Origin of the sequence: Nitrosomonas sp. (genome assembly GCF_019635155.1) — a bacterium.
Taxonomy (GTDB): domain Bacteria; phylum Pseudomonadota; class Gammaproteobacteria; order Burkholderiales; family Nitrosomonadaceae; genus Nitrosomonas.
Genome location: NZ_JAHBZY010000008.1, coordinates 100,958 through 125,116, shown reverse-complemented (window position 1 = coordinate 125,116; position 24,159 = coordinate 100,958). Strand labels below are relative to the sequence as shown.

The 24,159-nt window shown below is 46.7% G+C and carries 27 protein-coding genes, 1 pseudogene and 1 other annotated feature; of the genes and pseudogenes, 6 read left to right on the top strand and 22 right to left on the bottom strand.

Annotated elements, in window-relative coordinates; all coding sequences use genetic code 11:
- Positions 1 to 23 precede the first annotated feature (23 nt).
- From KF839_RS07505 to KF839_RS07475, 7 genes are all read right to left on the bottom strand, one after another.
- Positions 24 to 497 (bottom strand): hypothetical protein, encoded by a 474-nt coding sequence (locus KF839_RS07505; RefSeq protein ID WP_292917223.1) that lies wholly within the window; start codon positions 495 to 497, stop codon positions 24 to 26.
- An 86-nt stretch (positions 498 to 583) separates the two neighbouring features.
- Positions 584 to 856 (bottom strand): DNA-binding protein, encoded by a 273-nt coding sequence (locus tag KF839_RS07500; RefSeq protein WP_292917222.1) that lies wholly within the window; start codon positions 854 to 856, stop codon positions 584 to 586.
- Between the two features lie 64 nt (positions 857 to 920).
- A complete protein-coding gene (locus KF839_RS07495) occupies positions 921 to 1,583 on the bottom strand; it encodes a hypothetical protein (protein WP_292917221.1) in 663 nt (220 codons plus the stop codon).
- A 102-nt stretch (positions 1,584 to 1,685) separates the two neighbouring features.
- The gene (locus KF839_RS07490) at positions 1,686 to 1,925 is read right to left on the bottom strand and encodes a hypothetical protein (RefSeq protein WP_292917220.1); all 240 of its coding nucleotides are present in this window, start codon (positions 1,923 to 1,925) and stop codon (positions 1,686 to 1,688) included.
- Between the two features lie 112 nt (positions 1,926 to 2,037).
- Positions 2,038 to 2,325: a HigA family addiction module antitoxin gene (locus KF839_RS07485; protein WP_292917219.1), complete on the bottom strand. Its 288-nt coding sequence runs from the start codon at positions 2,323 to 2,325 to the stop codon at positions 2,038 to 2,040.
- Positions 2,326 to 2,337: 12 nt separating this feature from the next.
- Positions 2,338 to 2,616 (bottom strand): type II toxin-antitoxin system RelE/ParE family toxin, encoded by a 279-nt coding sequence (locus KF839_RS07480; protein WP_292917218.1) that lies wholly within the window; start codon positions 2,614 to 2,616, stop codon positions 2,338 to 2,340.
- A 64-nt stretch (positions 2,617 to 2,680) separates the two neighbouring features.
- Entirely contained in the window at positions 2,681 to 4,036 is a 1,356-nt protein-coding gene (locus tag KF839_RS07475) for a tyrosine-type recombinase/integrase (protein ID WP_292917217.1), read from the bottom strand.
- Positions 4,037 to 4,355: 319 nt separating this feature from the next.
- Here KF839_RS07475 and KF839_RS07470 point away from each other — a divergent pair, with 319 nt between their 5' ends.
- Positions 4,356 to 4,736, top strand: a complete 381-nt coding sequence (locus KF839_RS07470; protein WP_292917216.1) for an allophanate hydrolase-related protein — start codon at positions 4,356 to 4,358, stop codon at positions 4,734 to 4,736.
- A gap of 121 nt (positions 4,737 to 4,857) precedes the next feature.
- Positions 4,858 to 6,017, top strand: a pseudogene (locus KF839_RS07465) (IS3 family transposase).
- Between the two features lie 28 nt (positions 6,018 to 6,045).
- On the opposite strand, the gene KF839_RS07460 reads toward KF839_RS07465, so the two are convergent.
- The 4 genes from KF839_RS07460 to KF839_RS14870 form a co-directional block, all read right to left on the bottom strand.
- Positions 6,046 to 7,596, bottom strand: a complete 1,551-nt coding sequence (locus KF839_RS07460) for a Fic family protein (RefSeq protein ID WP_292917215.1) — start codon at positions 7,594 to 7,596, stop codon at positions 6,046 to 6,048.
- A 182-nt stretch (positions 7,597 to 7,778) separates the two neighbouring features.
- Entirely contained in the window at positions 7,779 to 8,000 is a 222-nt protein-coding gene (locus KF839_RS07455) for a hypothetical protein (protein ID WP_292917214.1), read from the bottom strand.
- A 61-nt stretch (positions 8,001 to 8,061) separates the two neighbouring features.
- Positions 8,062 to 8,244 carry an ATP-binding protein gene (locus KF839_RS14875; RefSeq protein ID WP_416362356.1) on the bottom strand — a complete coding sequence of 61 codons (183 nt, stop codon included), beginning with the start codon at positions 8,242 to 8,244 and terminating at the stop codon, positions 8,062 to 8,064.
- Positions 8,165 to 8,452 (bottom strand): ATP-binding protein, encoded by a 288-nt coding sequence (locus KF839_RS14870; protein WP_416362355.1) that lies wholly within the window; start codon positions 8,450 to 8,452, stop codon positions 8,165 to 8,167. The genes KF839_RS14875 and KF839_RS14870 overlap by 80 nt, the downstream gene beginning before the upstream one ends.
- A 71-nt stretch (positions 8,453 to 8,523) precedes the next feature.
- Between KF839_RS14870 and KF839_RS07445 the strand changes: the two genes are divergently transcribed.
- A protein-coding gene (locus KF839_RS07445) for an IS3 family transposase (RefSeq protein WP_291980381.1) occupies positions 8,524 to 9,743 on the top strand; the annotation gives its coding sequence in 2 pieces (ribosomal slippage) (positions 8,524 to 8,812 and positions 8,812 to 9,743; 1,221 coding nt in all).
- Positions 8,802 to 8,918 (top strand) — a sequence feature (AL1L pseudoknot). It overlaps the preceding gene by 117 nt.
- Before the next feature lie 241 nt (positions 9,744 to 9,984).
- On the opposite strand, the gene istA is transcribed toward KF839_RS07445, so the two are convergent.
- Entirely contained in the window at positions 9,985 to 10,632 is a 648-nt protein-coding gene (gene istA, locus KF839_RS07440; RefSeq protein ID WP_292917213.1) for an IS21 family transposase, read from the bottom strand.
- A gap of 308 nt (positions 10,633 to 10,940) precedes the next feature.
- Here istA and KF839_RS07435 point away from each other — a divergent pair, with 308 nt between their 5' ends.
- Positions 10,941 to 12,581 carry a GGDEF domain-containing protein gene (locus KF839_RS07435; protein ID WP_292917212.1) on the top strand — a complete coding sequence of 547 codons (1,641 nt, stop codon included), beginning with the start codon at positions 10,941 to 10,943 and terminating at the stop codon, positions 12,579 to 12,581.
- 45 nt (positions 12,582 to 12,626) lie between these two features.
- Here the strand turns inward: KF839_RS07435 and hpnA are convergent, their stop codons facing one another.
- The 10 genes from hpnA to tsaE all read right to left on the bottom strand — a co-directional run bounded on the left by hpnA (position 12,627) and on the right by tsaE (position 21,796).
- A complete protein-coding gene (gene hpnA, locus KF839_RS07430) occupies positions 12,627 to 13,616 on the bottom strand; it encodes a hopanoid-associated sugar epimerase (protein ID WP_292917211.1) in 990 nt (329 codons plus the stop codon).
- A gap of 58 nt (positions 13,617 to 13,674) precedes the next feature.
- A complete protein-coding gene (locus KF839_RS07425; protein WP_292917210.1) occupies positions 13,675 to 14,733 on the bottom strand; it encodes a phytoene/squalene synthase family protein in 1,059 nt (352 codons plus the stop codon).
- Between the two features lie 67 nt (positions 14,734 to 14,800).
- Positions 14,801 to 16,057 carry a diaminopimelate decarboxylase gene (gene lysA / locus KF839_RS07420; RefSeq protein ID WP_292917209.1) on the bottom strand — a complete coding sequence of 419 codons (1,257 nt, stop codon included), beginning with the start codon at positions 16,055 to 16,057 and terminating at the stop codon, positions 14,801 to 14,803.
- On the bottom strand, positions 16,054 to 16,185 hold the full coding sequence (gene lptM / locus KF839_RS07415; protein WP_292917208.1) for an LPS translocon maturation chaperone LptM: 132 nt from the start codon (positions 16,183 to 16,185) through the stop codon (positions 16,054 to 16,056). Before lptM ends, lysA begins: the two co-directional genes overlap by 4 nt.
- 95 nt (positions 16,186 to 16,280) lie before the next feature.
- Entirely contained in the window at positions 16,281 to 16,916 is a 636-nt protein-coding gene (locus KF839_RS07410; RefSeq protein ID WP_292917207.1) for an ABC-type transport auxiliary lipoprotein family protein, read from the bottom strand.
- A complete protein-coding gene (locus KF839_RS07405; protein WP_292917206.1) occupies positions 16,913 to 17,812 on the bottom strand; it encodes an MlaD family protein in 900 nt (299 codons plus the stop codon). Before KF839_RS07405 ends, KF839_RS07410 begins: the two co-directional genes overlap by 4 nt.
- Positions 17,785 to 18,594, bottom strand: a complete 810-nt coding sequence (locus KF839_RS07400; RefSeq protein ID WP_292917205.1) for an ABC transporter ATP-binding protein — start codon at positions 18,592 to 18,594, stop codon at positions 17,785 to 17,787. The genes KF839_RS07405 and KF839_RS07400 overlap by 28 nt, the downstream gene beginning before the upstream one ends.
- Positions 18,595 to 18,598: 4 nt before the next feature.
- Positions 18,599 to 19,738: an MlaE family ABC transporter permease gene (locus KF839_RS07395; protein ID WP_292917204.1), complete on the bottom strand. Its 1,140-nt coding sequence runs from the start codon at positions 19,736 to 19,738 to the stop codon at positions 18,599 to 18,601.
- Positions 19,739 to 19,910: 172 nt separating this feature from the next.
- On the bottom strand, positions 19,911 to 21,368 hold the full coding sequence (locus KF839_RS07390) for an N-acetylmuramoyl-L-alanine amidase (protein ID WP_292917203.1): 1,458 nt from the start codon (positions 21,366 to 21,368) through the stop codon (positions 19,911 to 19,913).
- Entirely contained in the window at positions 21,335 to 21,796 is a 462-nt protein-coding gene (gene tsaE, locus KF839_RS07385; protein WP_292917202.1) for a tRNA (adenosine(37)-N6)-threonylcarbamoyltransferase complex ATPase subunit type 1 TsaE, read from the bottom strand. Before tsaE ends, KF839_RS07390 begins: the two co-directional genes overlap by 34 nt.
- Before the next feature lie 36 nt (positions 21,797 to 21,832).
- Here tsaE and queG point away from each other — a divergent pair, with 36 nt between their 5' ends.
- Together queG and purT are read left to right on the top strand one after the other, a co-directional pair.
- A complete protein-coding gene (gene queG / locus KF839_RS07380; protein WP_292917201.1) occupies positions 21,833 to 22,933 on the top strand; it encodes a tRNA epoxyqueuosine(34) reductase QueG in 1,101 nt (366 codons plus the stop codon).
- Positions 22,934 to 22,944: 11 nt separating this feature from the next.
- Positions 22,945 to 24,156 (top strand): formate-dependent phosphoribosylglycinamide formyltransferase, encoded by a 1,212-nt coding sequence (purT, locus tag KF839_RS07375; RefSeq protein ID WP_292917200.1) that lies wholly within the window; start codon positions 22,945 to 22,947, stop codon positions 24,154 to 24,156.
- The last annotated feature ends 3 nt before the right edge of the window (positions 24,157 to 24,159 follow it).

Here is a 24,159-nt window from a genome sequence, read left to right as displayed (position 1 = left end):
CCTGATCACCGGGCGTTTCATTTTTAGTCTAAGTTGTTGTCTTTAATGAACTTTTCAGTTGCTAGATTGAGTTCCTCGCGCGTAAATTCCGGGATAAATTTTGTCCCGTGTATCTGACAAAACGCATAATATTCAGCCACATAGGAAACATGACCATTCGCTGCGCCAGCCGCAACAGCGCGTAAGATTTTGTCTTTCAAGGCTTTATCGTTCCGAATCTCCTCGAAAATCCGCCGTTGCGTGTCAAAACAAAAATCCACGCGATTCGCATTAACCAACCTCTGCTTTGCAATAACATCGGCCTCAAGTTTTTTTCGAGCCGATTCAGCTGCAGCCTGCAGACGTTCAAGGTCATGCAAAGCCTTGGCGCTGGCATCAATTTCAGCCTGCGAAGCCTGTAATTGCTCAAGCGTTGCTGCCCCGTCAATAAAGCGTTGCTCCGTCAATACGTGCGCGGTTTTCAAAGCCTCGGTTTTGTCTTGCTGTTCCGTGATCATTTTCGGAAATTCGGCGACGCGCACACCTGCATTATCACACTGACCAATAAGGGTTTTTAGATCGGTTTGTAACGATTTATTTAACATTACTCTGCACCTCCGGTTAAAAGGGCGCGAATGTCTGAGACTTTCCAGGCCAGCCGCTTGTTAATCCGAATCGGACGTATTGGGCCGTTTTCCAGGCACGCCCAAGCTCTTAGAGTTTGCTCTTGTCGATTTAAATAAAAAGCAGTTGGTTTGGTGGGAAGTGTTGGCTTAGTTACAAGCTCAAGCGGAGGGAATGTTTGATTTGTTGCTGATGCCATTTTGAACCATCCTTTGCCTTTCGGCTTTGTTGTAGATGGTTCGTTATTATTCACATATATTTTGCAGCGTCACGGAAATGAAATGCTTTTTATTTCCTAAGGACTGAAGTCTGGTGATTCAGCTAACCAAAATTTCTAAAAGCTCTTGTGCGGTTTTCGGGTTTTCTTTTTCAATACTTACGTTAATCAAATTCAGGTAAAATTTTTCTACCGCCTGTTTTTTTTGATCATCCCAAAAAATCAAGCTCTGTGCGGCGTCTCTTTCTGCTTCTGCAAATAATTGTTTATTTTTTTTCCTTTCTCTGAGAATGCTTTCGGGCGTAAGCAAATTTTTTTCTTCAGGATGATCGTCTTTGCCCTTCCTTCCGCTGTTCGCATGGTTTAGCCACCTGTATTTTCCTGGGTTCGCTGTGTATTGTTCATCTAGCCATCGGCTAGCAGCTTCTGATGCATTCTTCTCACTCCAACCCAAAAGCATTAACTTTGCCATGATTGTAAATAGTTTTTTATTCCGTGCAATCTTCCTGCCTGGCGACAAGACGCTGGAATTTCCTTTCCCAGCTTTCAGCCCAAAAATATCATCAAGCCCCTTTCCTTTTCTGCCGTCATGCTTTCCCCATTCTACAAATCCTTTTTCAATAGCGTCTAGTATCACTTCTGGTATTGGCAAGCCATTAGCGCGAGCCCAGCAAAACACCTGCATTGCATGAGAAAAAGAACCTGTTTCGGTAAATTTATCGGTGTATATTTCGATATTGTTCAAAACCTCAAAGCGATCCATACGCACCTCTTCAAATGCCCTTCATGAAATTCCACCCCGGGCGGTGAAGGTTCCGCTTTTCGCCCCATCGGGCTAGAGGTGGCAATGCTCTTGAGTCTTGCTTTATTTTTTGGTTAGCAATAATTCTTGCGCTTCTTTAATCGATGCCATCGCCGCATCAAGCGTGGCTGCCAATGATCCTTTACAAAGCGACTCTGTGGAATTGCCACAATTTTCCAAAGTAAAAAGGGCATCCAGCATGCCATGCGCGCGCGTTAGCAGAATAAACGCTTGGTCAAATGGATCTGTTTCTATTTCGGCAGTTGTTAGCTTATTAATGTTGGTAAAATTTTCGTTAACCATGATGTGACACTCCTTTAAAGTGTTGCGTTGCGGCTAGGGGTTATCAGGTGTATCAGCACCTGAGACCCCGCTTATTGCCTGAGAATCCGTCAGGCGTCGGTGTTGCTCTGTTTCACGCCAGCAATCTTTCCAGCGGTCTAATATCCGGTCTCGGTTGCTTCTTTGCCTGCCACAAATCCCATTGCGTTTGCATTCCCAGCCATATATCCGGTGTTGTGCCTAGCCATGCTGAAAGGCGTAATGCCATTGCCGCGGTAATCCCTGCTTTGCCATTCAGCACTTTGGAAAGTGTTACGCGGGAAACCTGCAATTCCTTGGCGGCTTGGGTAACGGTCATTTGTTCCGGTAGCCAATCCCTTAATACTTCGCCCGGGTGTGCTGGGTTGTGCATTCTGCTCATGTTTAACATTCCTTAGTGATAGTCTTGATAATCAACTAAAACAGCATCTTCACCTTCGAAAGCAAAGGTCATGCGCCAATTGCCGCTTACCTTAACGGAATAATGCCCGGCAAGATCGCCGGTTAAACCGTGCAGCTTCCAGTTTGGAGCATTCATGTCTTCCGGCTGTTTTGCGTTATCCAATGCGGTCAACAGTATGCGTAATTTTGCAGCATGGGCTGGCTGTATTCCCGCTTTCTTGCCCGTTAAAAAGAAAGTCTCTATTCCTTTATGTCGGAAGGTTTTTATCATCGGTAAGTATTGTAAATAGTTAATTAACACATATCAACATAAAGCAATAAAAATATATGTTTCTTTAGGGATATTTATTCTTAACTATGTGCAAGCCTGCTTGTGTGGGCGTAAAATTAATTCCAGCTTCTTGCAGTATCCATGCTTCATACTTCCCATGCCATACTGCCAGCAATTCAAGGGGGCGATTAATGTAATGGCGTTCTGCGGTTGCGCTCGGTGCGTGTCCCATGATCTGCGCCACGATTCCGCGCGGCATCTCCACCCATTCGGCCAGACTGGCAAAAGTGCGGCGTAATCCGTGCAAGGTTACAGGTGGCAATCCGGCAATCGATAGGGCTCTATTATGCGGAATGCGCGGCTCTGCAATTCGGCCATTGGTTGCTGCTGGGCTGCTGAATACCCACTCGTTGCGGCGGGGTAGGGCAGCCAGTAAGCTGGCAAGATAGGGTGTTAATGGAATCTTCCGGCCTTCTTCATGCACCTTATCTTTTACCCAAATACTGTTCCATTGAAAATCGACATCCTGCCAAGTCAGGCTTGCCATTTCCTCACGTCTTGCGCCGGTCAATAATAAGGCTTGAAGGTATGCGCTAATGACAGGGTTTAATGTTCTAACGGCTGCGAACCATGCGGACAGGTGAGAGCGTTGCAATACGTCAAATTGCTTACTTTTCCGGCTTGGTACTTCATCGCGTAAATCTTTGCTTTCTACGGCTTGCGGATCGATAACCGCGCTATATTCCGGGCGTGATACACACCATCGCCAAAATGCACGGAACATTTCAAAGCCTTGGCGGGCATTATTTGCCCGAGTTTCCGCTTCCTTCCTTTGCCATTCCTTCAGTACTTTTGCGTTAATGTCGGCCATTCGCATCTGTAATAGCGGATACAGTACGCCTTGTGTTGTTAGGCCTTTGCCGCGTTTTTTAGGTTCTCCCCCGGCCTGTGAAAGGTTCTCATGATCTTTAAAGTGACGTTCTCCCCAACGTTTACCGCGTTCAATGTGGGAATGTTGCATTTTGTCTTTTTGATAAGCAAGGTAAGTTTGCCAAGCATCGTTAACTAAAGCTTCTTTGCTTTTTGCCAAGGCATCGGCGGCTTTCTTTTCTGCTTTGGCTTTTGCTACCTCTTGACGTGGGTCTATGCCCTTATCAATTAATACTTGTAGGCGGCGTGCTTCGGCTCTGGCGTCTTTTATTGACCATGCGCTAACCTTGCCAATCGTTAAACGGATAGATTCGCCGTAAAGCTTGGTTTGCAATATAAAAGATTTCCCCCCGGTATCGGTGGCGATAACACCGAACCCTTTAACTTCCTTATCCCATAGATACACGCGCTTTTTTTCTCCGGTGCATTGCAATCCTCTAATTTTGCCCACCGTCAATTCGACTTTATCCGCTGATTTTATATTCGCCATTTTTTGTGAATCTCCTACTGAATTTTGCGACACAAGAAAATGTCACCAAAATGTCACCACAAAAATAGTATATAGAGGAATATCAATCAACACAACAGCAAAGGTGTGTATGATCTATAATATTGATATATATTGATTATTATTGTTTGTATCAATATTGATCAACACCGATAAATATATAAATGTTCGGGCTCATAACCCGAAGGTCGTAGGTTCAAATCCTGCCCCCGCAACCAAATAAAACAAACACTTAGAGAATAAAATCCTAAGTGTTTTTTTGTTTTTAGGGCTCATGTAGTCACCATGTAGGAAATTTGCAATGAAAATCGAACTTGCCGTAAATGGTACATTGATGAGAGGGCTAGAACTAAATCACAATCTTCTTGAGTTAGGTGCTGTATTTGTAGAAGAGGCGTTAACCGCACCTCTCTACCGCCTTTGGTCGATTAATGATCAACATCCCGCAATGCAACGTTTTTCAGACGGTGGACAAATATCCTTGGAAATATGGAATATAGATTCATCCAGTATCGGCGAATTGTTAAGCTGTGAACCTGCCGGGCTCTCGGTTGGAAAAATTCTTTTAGCTGATAATCGGGAAGTGCTAGGCATCCTTGGAGAATCTTTTCTCTGTGAAGGGATGCAAGAAATAACACATTTCGGCGGATGGCGGGAATACAAAGTATCTGCCAATGCATAAGCCTAAGAGGTAAGCTTAGGCTGTTGATACCGGTTTAAAATTGACCACCCATTACGGTTGTGGTCCAATAGAGGTGGATATCTTGTTAAGGTAGTTGGAAGACTAATTAACGAGGTGAAAGATGAAAGAATCAGAAAAGCGAAGGGTCTATTCAGCGCAATTTAAGAAGGAAGCGGTATTACTGGTTACAGAGCACGGCTACACCATAGTGCAGGCGGCTCAAGTAGTTGACACCAGTGAGAAGAATCTGCAACGGTGGGTGAAGCAGCAAGCGCAGGAGAGAGATGGGAAATGTCTGGATGCTGATGAACGTGCAGAACTGCAACGTCTCAGAAGAGAGGTAAAAACACTGCGCATGGAGAAAGAAATCCTAAAAAAGGCGAGCGCCTTCTTTGCGCAAGAAATGAAGTGAAATATGGTTTCATTCAAGCTCGGAGAAATCATTATCCAGTAGCTATGCTTTGCAGGGTAATGAACGTGAGCAGCAGTGCTTATTATGATTGGCGCAAGAAGGGTGCAAAGCTCATCGATAGCCAAACCTGGCATCTGTGTCAGCGGATGAAAATGCACTTTACCCAATCCAGAGAAAGCATGGGCAGCCGACGCTTAATGAAGCAGTTACGCAAGGAAGGTTTTCAGGCAGGTCGACATCGAATACGTTTTCTCATGAATAAACTCGGAGTAGTTGTTAAACGTAAGCGCCGGTTTGTGTTGACCACAGACAGCAAGCATTCATGCCCGATAGCACCCAATATACTGGATCGGCAGTTTAGTCCGGGATGCCCCAATCAAGTATGGGCGACTGATATTACTTACATCTGGACATTACAGGGCTGGCTATATCTGGCGGTAGTCATTGATTTGTACTCACGGCGTGTGATCGGCTGGAGTATAGACAAACAAATGAAGCAATCGCTGGTGATCCGGGCATTATTGATGGCAATTAATTTACGTAGTTCGCCTGAAGGGTTGATTCATCATTCCGATCGCGGCAGCCAGTATGCCAGCCATGCATATCAGCAGTTACTTAAACAGCATGGCATGGTCTGCTCAATGAGCAGAAAGGGAAATTGTTGGGATAATTCTCCGGTCGAGCGTTTCTTCAGTAGCTTGAAACGTGAATGGCTGACAGGAAATAGTTATCAAACCAGAGAATCTGCTATTGCCGATACTCATGCCTATATGAGTTACTATAATTCTCAGCGTATTCATACGGCGATCGGTGATGTGACACCAATAGAATTTGAAAAAGGACTTAATAAAGTGTCCGGCTTTATTTGATCACAACAATATTCCGGTAATCTGGTAATTATTTCGATAAACTCGCGAACACCTCAGCATAAATTTTTTCTATCTGCTCAGCTTCTCTGGCATTGAGCGCAGAAAATTCTTTCTCTCTTGCCCGCTTGGATAACCGTCCTTCATTTTGTTTCAAGAAGTGAAACAACAAATCAATCGTCGAGGCAGGCATCTCAATCAAGGATTCTATGCGTGTTCTGAACAGATCGTACCGTTTCAGGAAGCTGGCTTCCTCGGGTAAATCAATTTCAATGGTTTTTTCAACGCAGGCATATAAAAATTCTACGTGGGGCGTTGCATCGAAATAGCGGTAAAAATCACCGGTATCATTCAGAACGTTCACATTCATTTTTTCCGTTGGTTCCCATTCGATCAGAGGAAGCAGTCGTTTTGAATAGTTTTCCAACACAGTCCGGTAATCATCGATCCGTTCCAGAATGGCTGCCGATACCGGAAAAATGAAACCGGCTGGACTAAATCCGCGCTGAGCCAGGGTATGATGAATGAGATAACGGTGCAGCCGTCCATTACCGTCTTCAAACGGATGGGTATAGACAAAACCAAAGGCGAGCATGGCAGCTGCCAGAACGGCATCCAGCTCACAGGCAAAAAGACGATCAAAATCAAGCATACCTTGAACCAGCTCGGGCAAATCCTCAGGCCTCGCACTAATATGCTCTGGCAAAGGCAGGCGGCTACCATGTTCATGCTCGCCGACAAACCCGCCTTCCTGCCTGAGCCCTAGCTTGATAAACCGGCTATCGCCGATGACGATACGCTGGAGCCGAAACAATTCATTCAGATCAAGCGACCTCCGACCGGCTTCACCAATGGCCCGGCCCCATCTTTGGATACGATTTTGTGGCGGAGTTTCTCCTTCAATCGCATAGCTGGATTTGGAATCTTTCAGCAGCAGGAAGGCGGCAGTGCGAGCGAGAATATCGGTGGATAGCTTGCTGACAGTCTGACGTGCTCGCTCGGATAGATTCGCCTTCATATACTGCTCAATGATGGGTGTTCGGAAAACGAGCGGGCAAAAATCTCGGGTTCCCGGCAGGTTATTGTGTACCCGGTGCCGTGTGGAAGTTACGCCCGAAATAGCCCATTGCTGAGTGGTATCGACTACTTCCGCATAAGTGCCAGTCTTGGCATCGGGCAAACTTAGCTCTCTATTCAATAGCCATTCATACAAAAACCATAGACGACGGGCATAGCTGCTGGTCGGTTTTGCCTTGATGATGTTTTCAATGGCTTCGGGAGAAACAGTTTCAAAAAGTCGCTTCAGAACTGCCAGGTTGAGCCCTTCATATTTCAAAGCAAATACCAGATGACCTTCCAAGGTAGCATCCGGCATATGACGCGGCGTATAGATATGCCAGTTATCTTCTTCATAAACTTTATGGCGCGTACCAATGGCTGACAATTTGATGGGCAAAGGCACAGTCAAATTATATGCATCGATAAGCGCTGCGTAACCGGCTGGCTTTGCTTTTTCCGGTAAGCGTCTTTCCTGAAAAACACTTACTGCCTCTGAAAATCGTTTACCATTTTCTATAGTCATGAAAAACGATGACTCCTTATGATACTAACTGTACAAAGCTTACATTATCATGAAAAATGATTACAATCCATGATTATTGATGATTTATGGAATGTATCTGTGAAAAATGATTATTTGGTGGAGTGCCCAAAATCTCGGAACTGCAAACTCCACCAGCAGACAAGCCAGAGAAAATCTATCGATCATGGATTTGTTACTGACAAAAAATCAGCCCGTAATTTCTTTTTGAGGTTTGTGAAGAGTACCTTTTCCAGCTCGTGAATGTCTTCATGGCATTTGCCATGGACTGAGAAAATTTTCTTTATGCACCCCTGATAATATTCTGGATTTTCTGCTTTGCAGCGTCGGCAATCAGGCACCAGCGAAAATTCACTATCTTTGGCTGACCTGTAAATATCTGTCAATCAACACCTAAAATTTACCAGGTATCAACATCCAAAAGTTACCAGTTGAAAGGTAGTAAATTCAAGTTGTTGAGTGCGTTATTACGGTGTTTAAATCGATAGAATCGTTACCGGTTTCGAGGATGTCACAGTGATGGGTGATGTGGTCGAGAGTAAGGCGGTGGTCATTTTTCATCGCCAAAAACTTGCACCCATTCAGCAAGTCGAGATTTGTAGTAATGATCAGAGAAGTCTTTTCGTACAGTTGACTGATGGTGAAACAGCAAAGCACCGCCGGACTCTGGGAAAGGCAGATAGCCCAGTTCATCAAGAATGACGGCGTCGATCTGGATGAGTCGCTTGGCAAGCGAGCCGGACTTGCCCAACTGTTTTTCTTTTTCCAACAAGTTGACCAGGTCAACGGCATTATAGAACCGCACACGTTTTTCCTGGTGAATAGCTGAAACTGCCAAGGCGATTGCCAGATGGGTTTTTGAATCGCCCCGGGTTTTCCGGAGATAAAATGATTTGAGAGGAGGGAAAGATGAAAGATCAAATCAGTTATTCACCGGAAGTACGGGAACGAGCGGTAAGATTGGTATTTGAGCAGCAAAAAGAGCATGAATCGCAATGGTCGGCAATCAAATCGATTGCATCGAAGATTGGCTGCACAGCAGAGACATTGCGGACCTGGGTAAGAAGAGCGGAAGCGGATCAGGGAATTCGGGGAGGTATGTCGACATCGGATCGTGAACGGCTCAAGGAATTGGAACGGGAGAACCGGGAATTAAAGCGTGCTAACGAAATATTGCGTAAGGCATCGGCTTATTTTGCGCAGGCGGAGCTCGACCGCCGATCGAAATGATGGTGGTATTTGTCGAAAAAAACAAGGCGGAATACGGGGTCGAGCCAATCTGCAGACAAATACAGATTGCCCCATCGAGTTATTACGAAAATAAAAGGCGTGGGCGAGATCCGGATTTGTTGCCCGATCGCATCAAGCGGGACATGAAGCTAGAACTGGAAATACAACGGGTTTGGGAAAGCAACTTTCGGGTTTATGGCGCCCGCAAAGTATGGCGGCAGTTGTTGCGAGAAGGCATTGGTGCTGCTCGCTGCACAGTCGAGCGATTGATGAAGCACCTTGGGATACAAGGTATCCGGCGCGGCAAGAAATGTTGGACGACTGTTGCGGATGATTCACTCTATCGGCCAACCGACAAGGTTAACCGGCAATTTACAGCAACCCGACCCAATCAATTGTGGGTGGCAGATATTACCTATGTTGCAACGTGGTCGGGATTTGTTTATGTGGCTTTCCTCATCGATGTTTTTGCCCGTTATATTGTTGGTTGGCGTGTTAGCCGGTCATTGCAAACCGATCTGGTGCTCGACGCACTGGAACAGGCATTGTGGGCGCGTCGGGAAATCAAGGAATTAATTCATCACAGCGACCGCGGCTGCCAATATTTGTCGATTCGCTATACGGAACGTCTGGCTGAAGCCAATATTGAAGCTTCTGTTGGCAGTGTCGGAGATTCTTATGACAATGCACTGGCCGAAACAATTAACGGATTATTCAAGACCGAGGTTATTCGGCATCGCGGCCCTTGGCGTAATATCGACGATGTGGAGTTTGCCACTTTGGAATGGGTGGATTGGTTTAACAATCGCCGATTACTGGAACCGATCGGAAATATTCCGCCAGCAGAATTTGAAATGGCATATTATCGACAACCAGGGGAGTCAACCGACACGGTTTGACTCAAGACAAATAGTCTCCGGAAAACCCGGGGCGATTCAATCTGTTCCGGATGCTTGCGCTGCGACAGTTCCTCGCATCGCAATGCCAGCCATGCATTCAGCTCAGCGAAATCCTTGAAGCGCGGGGTAGGCGTAAACAACCATTCCCTGACATTACCCACCTGGTTTTCAACCTGTCCCTTCTCCCAGCCAGATTCCGGTGTACAGGCTACCGGTTCAAACAGATAGTGACTCGCCAGGGCTAGCGCCGGTTAAACTGACGAGCCTTGCCGGCAAATATCGCATCCACGATCGTCTTCGGATTATCGTACATCATCCGCTTAGGCACGCCACCAAAGTGCTCAAACGCCTTGATATGCGCATCAAATACCATCTCTTGTGTCTCGCGAGGATACGCAGCCAGAAACATCCGCCGACTGTAGGCCAGCCGGAAATGTGCAACCTTGATCGCCTGCAGCACACCGCCCAATATGACGTATTCATGGCTCCAGTCAAACTGGCAGGTTTCACCTGCCGGAAACGCCAAAGGAACAAAAGCCTGGGTTGTCGATGGCCGGTGCGATGCTTGTTGTTTCCAGTCTTGTACAAACCGTTGTACGGGACCATAGGAGCCTTGATAGCCTTCGACCTGCAAACATTCATACAGACGTTGTGCAGTCCTGCGTTGGCGTCTAGGCAGCTTCGCATCAAACTCTAACCAACTGATCAATTGTTGTTTAAAAGAACCCAGCTTCGGTGTCGGCTGAACGTTACGCTGGTAAACGGGTTGTTCCTGACTCTTTAATGCCTTCCGCACCGTCTGCCGGGAAAGATTAAGACGCTTGGCGATCTTGCTGATACTTTCTTTATTTATAAAATAACATCGCCTGATTTCGGCTATTTGCTCCATGTCTATCACTCCAGGGTTCTCCGGATAAATACCGGATTCTTTCATTAACAAGCTGGAAACTTTTCAATGTTGATTCCAGCTCTTCCCTGGTAATTTTTGCATGTTGATTAACACACTCATATAGAGATAATAGTCAATTCTCAAGTAAATCCATAGATGATCCGTAATTATCAATTCACTAAAAATGAAGTATTTCCGGAAAATACAAAAGAAATAATCAGTTTCTGAGAATATTGGTTGATGGTCGGTCAATTCCAATATTATTTTGTCATAGATAAATTATCGGGTTACTTAGGAGGTCTTTTCTTGTGACGCAGAATGATTCATTTGGTTTGCTCTCAACGATCAGTGATTTCCTTGTTTGTATTGATCCACAAGGTATTATTCAACGGGCATCTACGCCTTCGCACACATTTCTACAGGTATCGACGGGATTGTTGCAGGAATCAATTGAAACGTTTGTTCAACCAGAAGATATAGTGCTGCTTACCGAGGCCCGGAGAAATGCTAAACAAAGTGGTGGAAAGCAAGTCTTCGTGTGCCGGTTGTTACGCCAGAGAGCATTGCCGATATGGGTCAATTGTTATCTATTTTATTTGACCGAGGATTCTTTTCTTATTGCTGCTTTTGACGCCATGCATTGGAAAGAAAGTGAAGACCGGTCAATTTATTTATCGATGTATGATGAATTGACGGGGTTGCCTGGAAAGGTACTGTTGGATGATCGCGTTACAATGAATATTGAGGTGGCGCGGCGGGAAAAACAGTTCATGTCGTTAATCGTATTGAGTTTGGATGGCTATAGAAAGATTCATGACTTGCTTGGGGATAGCGTCGGCAGTGAGCTAATCAAGGCTGTTGCTGAACGCTTGCAGACTTGCGTGCGCCGTAGCGATACAGTGGCGCGTGTTGGCGAAGATGAATTTTCGATGATTATGATGGGGGGCGGTCGGGATAATATCGAGATACTCGCTAAAAAAATAATGGCCGCTATGCAGCCGTCATTTCGTATTCAAGAACATACTTTACATACCAGAATTAATCTCGGAATTTCAATTTATCCCGAGCATGGTGAAAATTCGCAACAGTTATTACGCAATGCAGAAACGGCGATGTACCGTTCGAGGTCATTAGGTAAAAATCACTGGAGTATCTATTGCGATCAAGTAAGTGATATCGAGCGAAGTGATTTGTCTCTTGAATCAGCGATGTACGAAGGAATTGAGAAAGGCGAATTCATGCTGCACTATCAGCCGATATTTTGCGCGCAGACCGGTCAATTGAGAGGTGCTGAAGCTTTGATGCGCTGGCTAAGTCCGAAGCAAGGATTCATTTCACCGATGAAGTTCATTCCACTGGCGGAGAGTAGTGGTTTAATAAAAATGCTTGGCGCCTGGGCATTACGAAGTGCGTGTCACCAAGCAAAGCAATGGCAGGATGCAGGTCTTAGAGAATTTTATATTTCCGTGAATGTATCACCGCACCAATTTGTGCAAGATGATTTCCTCGAATTGATAAACAGAACGTTGCATGAATCGGGTTTGTTACCATCGAGCTTGGTTTTAGAGATAACTGAAACTATGCTGATGGATAATCCTCAGAAATCAAGAGATATTTTGTCGAAACTGCATGCAGTGGGAATCAAAATAGCGATTGATGATTTTGGTACAGGTTACTCTTCGTTAGCATACTTAAAAAAATTTCCACTATCAGTTCTGAAAATCGATAAGACATTTGTAGATGACGTAGTCAATAGTTTAGAAGACATGGCAATCATCGGCGCCATTCTTAGCTTGGCCGATGGTTTGAATTTGCAAGTAGTAGCAGAAGGTGTGGAAACTGATGCACAGTTGGGTTTTTTGAAAGGGGAAGGTTGCGATCTGATTCAAGGATATCTGACTGGTAAACCGATCAATGCCGAGGCTTTCAAAGAGCAGCATATTGCATGACTATGGATACCCGGTTAAATTCATATGTTCGCATTCTTTGCGTACTCAATTGCAATAGTCGTTGTCTTTAAACCATTTCACTGCATCTTTGAGTGCTTCGATTGCAGGACGATATCGATAACCCAATTCGCGCTCGGCTTTTTCGCTCGAAAAGAACATCAGTTTCTTTGCCATGCGTATGCTATCCAATGTCGCGCGCGGCTCCGTATGCGTAAGAAGCGCCATTTTCTCCATAAACCAAGCCATTGGGAGCATGACATTGATCGGAATGCTGATGCGGTAATGTTGGGTTCCATTAATTTCATCAATAGCTTGCAGGATTTGTAGTAACGTCATGTTATCGCCTCCCAGAATATAGCGTTCTTGAGGTTTGCCATATTGATAGGCCAATAAATGTCCGTATGCAATGTCATCGACATGTGCAATATTGAGACCTGTATTCACATAGGCCGGCATGCGGCCAGCGATAGTATCCAAAACGATACGTCCGGTCGGAGTCGGTCGGATATCGTTTGGGCCGATTGGTGTTGAAGGGTTGACGATAACCAATGGCAGTTGATGATCGTGGGTTAATTGCCTGACTAATTGCTCAGCCTGATATTTTGAACGCTTGTAATAACCATTGAGGGTTGCTGGATCGCTCGGGGTTTCTTCATCCGCGGAGGTGCCATCTGGGTTTAAGCCCAGCGTGGCGACGCTGCTGGTATACACAATCCGACTCAGGCCGGCTTGATGAGCAGCGATAATGAGTGCGCGAGTGCCGGTGACATTGATTTCATACATGGTTTCTGGATCTGGAACCCACAACCGGTAATCGGCTGCCACATGAAAGAGGTTTTCGCATCCACGAACTGCGCGTTTGAGTGATTCAAAATCGCGCAGATCGCCTTCGGTAATTTCAACCGGATAATTCTCCAGGTTTCGACGGTCACTATCGGGTCTGGCTAAGACGCGAACTTCATGCCCAGCCGTCAACAAACAGCGCATGACGGCAGAACCGAGAAATCCGGTTGCACCGGTAACTAATGATTTCATAGCGCGTTGGAGTTGTAATAAATGATCTGGATACCCGGAATGCGCATTAATCGATTACTTACGGAGTGCCCGAAAGTACTTCACTGTGGTGTTCAGCGGCGGGAAGGTTTCGTGACGTTAATCTGAATAGTAACTCCAATATCCAATCGTTACTGGCAAATAAGCTCGTTAATGCAATGGTCGTTTTGACGTTATTCCGGCTGATTTTTACTTGCGCGCCTTCGGAAAAATCCCGATGTTTATTGATTTTATTCAAAGTCAGGATGGCCATGCCAATCGCCCAAAGACAAAAACGCCGGATACCTTTTTCATGGAGCGGGATCAAGCTGGTATAAATCAACGCATTCTGCAAATGTCCTTTGGCTATTCCCAATAACTCCGCCAAGCCTGCTTGAAACCTCGTATCTTTCATGCCGGGCTGCATGTCAGGGAGATGAAAGCCGTATTTAAGAAAAATATCCTGCGGCAGCCAGCAAGCCCCACGTTTGCGATCATCCCAGATATCTTTGAGAATATTGGTCATTTGTAATCCCTGACCGAAGGAAACAGATAGCTTCATCAGCGCAGGTTTATGCGCATTAATTTCTCCCGAATAGTCACAAAATAATTCGGTCAGCATTTCACCCACAACACCGGCAACGTAATAGCAATATTGATTCATTGCGGGTAAGTCTTTTAGGCCATCGAGCGATTCTGTCTCCTGGTAATCGGCCATGCCTTTGGCCATGATTCGTACACATCGCTCCAAAGCCTTTCGCTGCGCTGCATTGAAACTGTGAGTAACGCGGATGACAGCCGGTGTATTTCTGATTAGATCATGCTCGGCAGGGATGGTATGGTTGGATAAAAGCGGGTAGAGTTTCTGTGCAAATTCTTCCGCAGAGGCGTTTCCACATACGACATCCGCAAACATGTCCGACAGTTGCCTGGTTTGTGCGGATGATAGTGCGCTATCATCCTCAATGGTATCGGTAATGCGGCATAGCAGATATGCGTTACCGATCACGCGGCGCAAAGCTTCCGGTAACTGTGGAATGGTCAGTGCAAAAGTGCGTGAAACCCCTTGCAATACATGGTCCTGATATTGTTCATCTTCGATGCTGGGTTGATCTGTCATTACAAATTCATCATAAAGCAATACCGCATGTTACTATAATTGAGCGTATCTCCAAATGTCATATTATTTATTGCGGCAGCGTTTGCTCGAATGCGATGAGTTGTTCGATGGTTTCACGTTGCCGGATGACGTAAACGCTATCGCGATCAACCATGATTTCGGTAGCCCGTGGCCGGGTGTTGTAATTGGAACTCATACTCATGCCATAAGCACCGGCTGACATGACAGACAGTAAATCGCCGGTTTCCATGGCAAGCTCACGATCATGGCCGAGGAAATCACCGGTTTCGCATACCGGACCGACGACTTCATATCTCTTGGATTCCGTACGATTATTATTTACCGGGAGGATTTCATGATACGCGTCATACAAAGCCGGGCGCATCAGGTCGTTCATCGCCGCATCGACGATGGCAAAATTACGGGCGGATGTGTGCTTGAGGTATTCGACACGGGTTAGCAGAATACCGGCGTTTCCCACTAATGCCCGGCCCGGTTCAATAATTAGGCGCTGCTTGACATGCTGGGTATTCGCGCAAAGCGAAGCGACGTAATCCTTAATGGCCGGTGGTGTTTCATGGGTGTAGCGGATACCCAAGCCACCGCCCAGATCCAGATGTTCGATTTCCAATCCCTGCGATTGTAATGTATTAAGCAATTGAAGCATTTTCTCACTTGCTTGCATGAAGGGTCCAAGCTCCGTCAATTGCGAGCCGATATGGCAGTCAAGGCCTGTAAAACGGATATTTGAATACTTCTGCGCGGATTGATAGATGCTTTCGGCGGTACTGGCCGGGATGCCGAATTTGTTTTCCTTGAGGCCGGTAGATATGTACGGATGTGTCTTGGCATCGACATCCGGGTTAACGCGCAGGCTGACCGGAGCGATTTTGTTCATTTCTTTGGCAACCTGGTTTAACGTGATTAATTCCGCTTCGGATTCCACGTTAAAACATAGGATATTGGCGTTGAGCGCCAATTGCATTTCAGCACTACTTTTTCCGACACCTGAGAAGACGGTTTTTCCGGGATCACCACCTGCTTTAAGCACGCGCTGCAGTTCTCCGCCTGACACAATATCAAAGCCGCTGCCAAGCCTTGCAAAGAGATTCAGGATGGCGATATTCGAATTGGCTTTTACCGCATAACAAATCAAGTGGCCGCGATCTGCAAAAGCTGTTTCAAATTCTTGATAAGCTTTGGTCAGAGCGGTTCGTGAATAAACATAACAAGGTGTTCCGTACGTTTCAGCAATCTTACGCAGCGGAACTAATTCAACAAAAAGTTCGTTGTCACGATAGGTAAACTCAGGAAAACTACTCATTTCTTTTGCATTTCATTGGATATTGCAGGATTTCCCTCATCTGCTTTATTCGGCAGATACAAGGGGCCTTTATGGCCGCAGGCACTCAATAAGTAAGCTGAAAACAGCAAAATAACAAGTAAACGCATTGGAATCCGATTTTTATGGTTAGGGCAGTGAGATACTAGCATAACAAAATACCATATTTTATAAACACGCGATTCTTACGATTGCGACGTGATTATTAGTTGTCAGGTGATACCGCATTCAACCAATCGACCAATTCGTTAAGGAGATGGTTGCTCGCTACGCTCATGGCAAAGACGGCTCCGGCTGCATCCGCCGAAGGTGCTTTTTCCGAAATGCTGAAATCTTTCTGTGCCAACAGCTTGCGTGAATTGCGTTCGATTAAACTGGCGCGTAATCCGAATACAACATGGCTGTCTGTCGCTGTTTCAAACAACTGCACAAGTTCTTTCAATTCAATGTCCAGCATCCGGTCGGATTTAGCGGTGCTGCCGTCTTTAATGACAAGTTCATCCAATTGGGAGGCGACACGGTTGCGTAACTGCTGGGAGAACAAGGCGGCCGGTGTCGCTATCCAACGACTGTTTCTATAAGTGAATGTTTGCGCAGGATTGTGATAGATCAAACGATAATGAATTGCGGTGTTGTCGAGCCATGCGGGCGATGTGACATCGGTTATCAGTAGGCTCTTTTTTTGAAGTTGAAGTTGCGGGGCCTGCGATGCTGCCGGTTCATTATTGAGCGGATAAAGAACACCAAAATCATAAGTGGATGTTGCGGTGGGTGTTTTTTGCAGCGGCGCACAACCTGCGATTAATGAGCAAATCAATAGTAACTGTAAAATTCTGATCATTGTTGGATTCCTTTCGGTGACACGAATCCTTCTTCGCCCGGTCCTGGTTGTGCCGATGGGCGGCCAAAAATCAGGCTTTGCGGATTTTCTTCCAGTTGGTGCAATACCCGATCAAAATTGCTTGAATTTCGTGCAATGTTGTTACTCAATTTTCTCAGCTCCGGAATAGTAATTGCGAGCTCTTGGGCACTTTCCGCCAAGCTGTCAAAAATACCTTCTTTCTGATTGGCTTTATTGACCGCATGATTAATCTCTCCAAGCAGTTGATCAAGCCGTTTTACTAAGAATCCCGATTCGGTGGTTAATTCTGTGAACGATTCCAATACCGGTTGTAAGTGACTGGCGATTCCGTCAAAATTTTGGGTGGCTTTCTCGATATTCTGCAGAATTTGTGCAATATGCGTTTGGTTGTCATCGCTAAGCAAATAGTTCATCTTTGACACCAAGTTATTAACGTTAGTCAACAGGTGCTGACCGGAAACCGTGACTTCATCGAACAGTGAGCGACGCATCGGGATGCGCGCATGGCTTGGCAGTTTTCCAGTACCGATGCCGTCATCATTCAATTGAATATAAGCAAGACCGGTTACCCCTTGATAGCCAAGTTGCGCGTATACGGTATTTTGTAAATTGACGTTCTCATTCACCTCGATATAAACCAGAATTTGCTGTGAATCGTTGGGATCAAATTCTATATCCTCGACCTTGCCGATGAGTACTCCCCGGTAGTGCACGGAAGACTGCGGATTGAGTCCGCTAACAGATTCTTTGGTTACAACGAGATAGGGAATTCGCTGAATATTGTCGCCACTGAACCATGCCGCAACCGAACCGACGGCGATACTGAGAAAAATGACAAATATGCCGGCTACAAGGGCATGGGCGCGGTTTTCCATGAATGCTCCGAGTGTGTGTTTTGTTCAATCTTTTGTCGTATGCTTTTGAAAAAGCTGGCTATAAATGGGTGCTGGAATTGACAAACTTGCTCCAGCGTGTCGGTAACGATCACTTTCTGATCCGCTAGCACGGCGATGCGATCGGACAATGCTACCAGTGTATCTAAATCGTGAGTGACCATGACGATAGTCAGATCCAGCTCGCTGCGCAGCGCTAGAACTAACTCGACAAAGCTTCCGCTTAGTTCGGGATCCAAACCGGCTGTCGGTTCGTCCAGGAACAGCAATTCGGGATCCAGCGCTAATGCGCGCGCTAATGCCACGCGCTTGATCATGCCGCCCGACAATGCAGCCGGCATTTTATCGGCATGCTCGGCCTCGATGGCGACCATGTCCAGTTTGATCATTACCAGCTCACGGATCAAATCTTCACTGAGTATGTGAAGCTCCCGTAGCGGTAAAGCCACATTATCAAAAACGGTCAATGCACTGAAAAGCGCGCCTTGCTGAAAAAGGACACCGGAGCGGTTGCGGATATTACTTTTTAGATGGTTTTGAATCAAGTCATCCCGGGAATTTCCAAAAACCTTAACGCTACCTTGAGATGGTTGTTCCAAGCCCAGCATTTGGCGTAATAAGGTGGTTTTTCCGCTGCCCGAGCCACCGATGAGTGTGAGAATTTCGCCACGGTGAACGCACAAATTAACGTCGCGATGAACCACATGATTACCAAAACGGGTATAGAGCGATTCGATCTCAATAATACATTCGGGATTCGGCATGGTATTAGGAAATTCCTACATCTGAGAACATTACAGCAAAAATTGCATCGATAATGATTACCATTGTGATAGAGGTGACCACGGAAGTGGTGGTGCCTTCTCCCAAGCTTTCGGTGTTAGGTTTGATTTTCAATCCAAAATGGCAAGCGATCAGTGCGATAACCATGCCGCACACAATTCCTTTTCCTAGTCCAAGCCATAAATTTGCAATCGGCACGGCATCCGGTAATGACTGTAAAAAGAAATGATGGCTCAGCCCTAATTGTAACTCAGCCGCGACCATTCCGCCGATTAATGCAATGGCGCTGGTCCACAATACTAATAAGGGCATGGCGATACCGAGGCCCAAGACTTTAGGTAAAACAAGGCGTTGGCTGTGTGAAATACCCATAACTGTTAGCGCATCCAGCTCCTGTGTGACGCGCATTACACCTAATTGCGCCGTCATTGACGAGCCGGACCGGCCGGCAACAAGAATAGCGGCCAGCATGGGTCCTAATTCCCGGATAATGCTGATTCCAAGGATATTGATAATGAAGATGTCGGCACCGAATATCTGTAATTGCTTGGAAGACAGGTAACTCAATACGATACCGATCAGGAAACCGACCAGTGCTGTGATTCCCAGAGCTTGCGCGCCGGTGCGATATAAGTTTGCGGAAATTTCCCGCCAAGGAATCAAGGCCGGGTGCCGTATCAAATAACACACATCCAGCAGTAGCTGACCAATCAACATCACCAATCCCAGTATATTGCTCCACAACAGCAATGCCAATCTGCCAAGAAAAGTGACGGGCCATGCTAAATCCCGATAACGGGTATTTGCCTGAGGAGTCGGAACATGTTCGAGCCGGACAAACATTTTTTCATGCTCCGGGCGCAGTTGCAGATGCTTTGGGCGCTGCCCCTTCCATACTTGCCAGAGTATGGCTGTTCCGGCGGTATCAAGCTGCTGAATGTGGGTTAAGTCCCAGTGAATGTCTTGATTTTCGGCTTGCCGCGCCAGCTCATCGGTTAACGAATCCAAACTATCTCTCAATGCGACCAGCGTGTAATTACCTGTCAGAATAATTTGCGCCGTACCGCCAACGGTGGTGAGTTGGTACCAGGTATTGGGCGATTTGTGTATAAGTTCAGATTGCATTCATCAATGCTCGTTGGAATGTGCTAGAAACCCGGAAATCATGTGATATAACAGACCGGGATTAATATCGCTTGTTCAAAATTATTGAATGTATAACAAAACATATCATTTACAGCTTATGTTAAAACAAGGCGGCGGGGTTAATCGTGGAATTTGTGGAATGGAACGAAGCCTATTTGACTTGAGCCATTTCTGAGCGCGCTAACGCGGGATTATCTGCAAAGTATTTTTTGATGCCTAAAAACATGGCATCCGCCATTTTGTCTTGATACGGTTTGCTGCGTAATTTCACTTCTTCCTTGGGATTGCTGAGGAATGCCGTCTCAACAAGAATTGATGGAATATCAGGCGATTTGAGTACGGCAAAACCCGCTTGCTCAACATTACGCTTGTGAAGATGATTAATGCCACTCAGTTGTTTCAAGACGTATTCCGCCAGTTTGACGCTATCGTTAATCGTCGCGCTAAGCGATAAATCCAATAGCAACTCTTTAATATCTTTTGACTTTGAGGTGATGTCGATGCCCCCCATCAAGTCGCTATCAACACTGTTTTCCTTGTTCGCAAGCCAACTGGCGGTTGTTGAAGTTGCGCCATGTTCCGAAAGCGTGAATACCGAAGAGCCGTGTGCGTGCGATTTTGGATTGGCGTCTGCGTGAATGGAGATAAACAAATCCGCATTGGCGCGACGAGCGTTAATACGCCGTTGCGGCAATGAAAGATAGTAATCTCCGTTACGAGTGAGTATGGCGCGCATATTCGATTCTCTGTCGATTCTTTCTTTCAGTTTTCTGGCAATCGCCAAAGTAACATCTTTCTCATAAGTGCCTTGCTGACCAACCGCTCCGGGATCCTTGCCACCATGCCCTGGATCAATCGCTACGATTAAAATGCGCGGGACTTTAACTTTTGCCGGTTTGCGATTCGGGGCCGCAGCGACGCTGCCGGATTGCTGGGTTGGTGTCAAAGCGGTTGTCAGTTGCGGTTTTGGTCCGTGAGGGAAAATCAATTGCACAGGATTTTCTTTCTTTTCAGTTCCGCTGTGAATCAGTGACGCAACCAGTTCATCCAGCACATCGGTTTCAAAATCCAGAGCGGCATTATCATTTACGCGGAGGGGTGCCGCGATCTTACCGGCTTTATCCGGATGATAAATATCCAATATCAAGCGATGCGCAAAATTGTCCTTGGGTTTTACTACAAAAGCACGAGGCACTACATTCGATTTCAAATCGAAAACCAGCCGGATAACATCCGGTTTAAACTGCCCGATACGGATTTTTTGTACAAATGGATCAATCGCATCGACTTTGTCGGGTAAAGCGGCAAGTGCAGGCGTAATCCCGGTTTGATTGAGATCAATGACGACACGATGAGGGTTGTCCAGCATACTGAGTTCATAATCCAATGGTTGATTGGATTCCAACGTAACGCGTGTGTAGTCGGGCGTGAGTCCCATGCGGGCGGATTTAACCGTTGTATTCGCTGCTGCGATCGCCGGTTGTAGAATCAGGATACAGAGAAATAAAACAATTAGCTGAAAAGCTTGCAGATATCTTCTTACGAACGCACAGTGTGAACTATTGAAGAATGGAATTATCGGCTTGTTGTTTTCCAATGCGCTAAACATTGTTTTCCTGTCCCGGTACAAGCCTGAATTTCGATTTTCCGGCCAGCATCAAGAACGCTAAAAACACATCGCAGATCCGGTTTTTGCAATAAATCGCCTGCTTTTTCAGGCCATTCAACCACGCAAATCGAATCTGAATTAAAATATTCGCGAAAACCCGCTTCTTCCCATTCAAGATAGTCATTGAACCGATAAAAATCAAAGTGATAGAAGTATAACTCAGAGATTTTGTAGATTTCAACTAAATTATACGTCGGACTCTTGACGGCATGCGGGTATCCAAGCCCGCGCAGTATGCCTCTTGTTAAGGTCGTTTTACCGGAACCCAAGTTGCCAAGCAGATGGATTGTTATGCCAGGGTGAATATAAGTAGCTAATTTATTGCCGAATTTTATGGTTGCCGCGTCATCGGCCAAATAATGTGACAAATATTCTGATGATCCGATGTTATTTGATTGAGCGTTATGCAAGTAAATACCTCTAACACGAAAAAAATTTCTGATTTTGCGGTTTTAGCAACAGCGATCAGGACCTGGGGCAAGGAATTGGGTTTTCACGATGTCCGCATTGCCGACGCGCATGCTGATATGTCTGCAATCGAATCCGGTCTGTTCCAATGGTTGAAACAAGGATATCACGGTGCTATGGATTATATGGCGAAACATGGCACCAAGCGTACCCGGCCCGCGGAATTGGAGCCGGGAACACAGCGCATCATTTCGGTATGCATGAATTATGCGCCGCCAGCCGTCAAAAATAGCTGGGAAGTGATTCATGCCGGTGATCGCGCGTTTATTTCGCGCTATGCGTTAGGGCGCGATTACCATAAAGTAATCCGTGCGCGTCTGCAAAAACTGGCCGACAAAATCACCGAAGCAGTGGGACCGTTCAATTACCGGGTATTTTCCGATAGCGCACCGGTGATGGAAGTGGCATGGGCGCAAAAGGCCGGTCTGGGATGGCGCGGCAAGCATACATTATTACTGAATCGCCAAGCGGGATCGATGTTTTTTCTCGGCGAAATGTACGTCGATCTGCCGTTACCGGTGGACGAAGAAACCGCGAGTTATTGCGGCAGTTGCACGCGTTGTATCGACATTTGCCCGACGCAAGCGATCGTCGCGCCGTATCAGGTCGATGCGCGGCGTTGCATTTCCTATTTAACCATTGAATTGAAAGACAGCATCCCGGAACCGCTGCGGCCGCTGATCGGCAACCGCATCTATGGTTGCGACGATTGCCAATTGGTGTGCCCATGGAATAAATACGCTCGAATTACCAACGAAAACGACTTTCATGTGCGTAACGGTCTGGACGATGTATCGTTGATCGAATTGTTCGGTTGGGATCAAGCGACGTTCGAAACTAAATTGGCCGGCAGCGCGATTCGCCGCATTGGCTATCAACAATGGTTGCGCAATATTGCCGTCGGTCTTGGTAATGCGCCGTATTCGTTGGAGATTGTGCAAACATTGCAAGCACGCGCGGACGATCCGTCGGAGATGGTGCGTGAGCATGTACGGTGGGCATTGCAACAACAAGATCAAAAAAGAACCGCTACTTAGGAGGCATCAATATGAAAACAACATCGGTCATCGGTACACCGCTGAGTCCGTCGGCGACCAAAGTCATGCTGCTTGGCAGCGGCGAACTCGGCAAGGAAGTCATCATCGCATTGCAACGTCTGGGTGTCGAAACCATCGCGGTCGATCGCTACGCCAACGCGCCGGGTCATCAAGTCGCGCATCGCACGCATGTAATCAACATGGCTGACGGCCAAGTGTTGCGTGCATTGGTCGAACAGGAACGCCCCGATATCATCGTGCCGGAAATCGAAGCGATTGCGACCGATATGCTGGTGGAGATTGAGAAGATCGGATTGGCAACAGTGATTCCGACCGCGCGCGCCGCCAAACTGACGATGAATCGTGAAGGCATCCGCTGTCTGGCGGCGGAAACGTTGGAGTTGCCGACGTCGCCATATGCCTTCGCCAATAGTTTGGCGGAGCTGCAGTCTGCGATAGATAGCAAAATCGGTTATCCGTGCATCGTCAAACCCGTGATGTCGTCATCCGGTAAAGGGCAATCGCGCGTCGACAATGCCGGGGAAGTGAAAGCCGCTTGGGATTATGCCGCGAGTGGCAGCCGTGTTGATCAAGGGCGGGTGATCGTTGAGGGTGTCATCCATTTCGATTACGAAATCACGCAACTGACCGTGCGGGCATTCGATGCCGGTGGCGGCGTCAAAACCCATTTCTGCGAACCGGTCGGACATGTGCAGGTGCATGGCGATTACGTCGAAAGCTGGCAGCCGCAAGCAATGTCGCCTGCGGCGCTGCAACGCGCGCGCGAAATCGCCAAAATCATCACCGATGACTTGGGCGGGTTGGGCATTTTTGGTGTGGAATTGTTCGTCAAGGGCGATGACGTGTGGTTCAGCGAAGTCAGTCCGCGGCCGCACGATACCGGCATGGTGACGATGTGCAGCCAGAAGCAAAGCGAATTCGATCTGCACGCACGTGCGATTTTGGGGTTGCCGGTGGATACTTCGTTGCTTGCACCGGGTGCCAGCGCGGTGATTTACGGACAACTCGAAGCCAAGGGCATTGCATTTGCAGGTGTTTCAGAAGCGCTCAGCGTGCCGCAAAGCGATTTGCGTCTATTCGGCAAACCTGAATCGTTTACACGTCGCCGCATGGGAGTCGCTCTGGCCAATGGCTCGGATACGGATGAAGCGCGAAGCCGTGCTAAACTGACAGCCAGCCGGGTGATACCGATCCAAGACTAATCT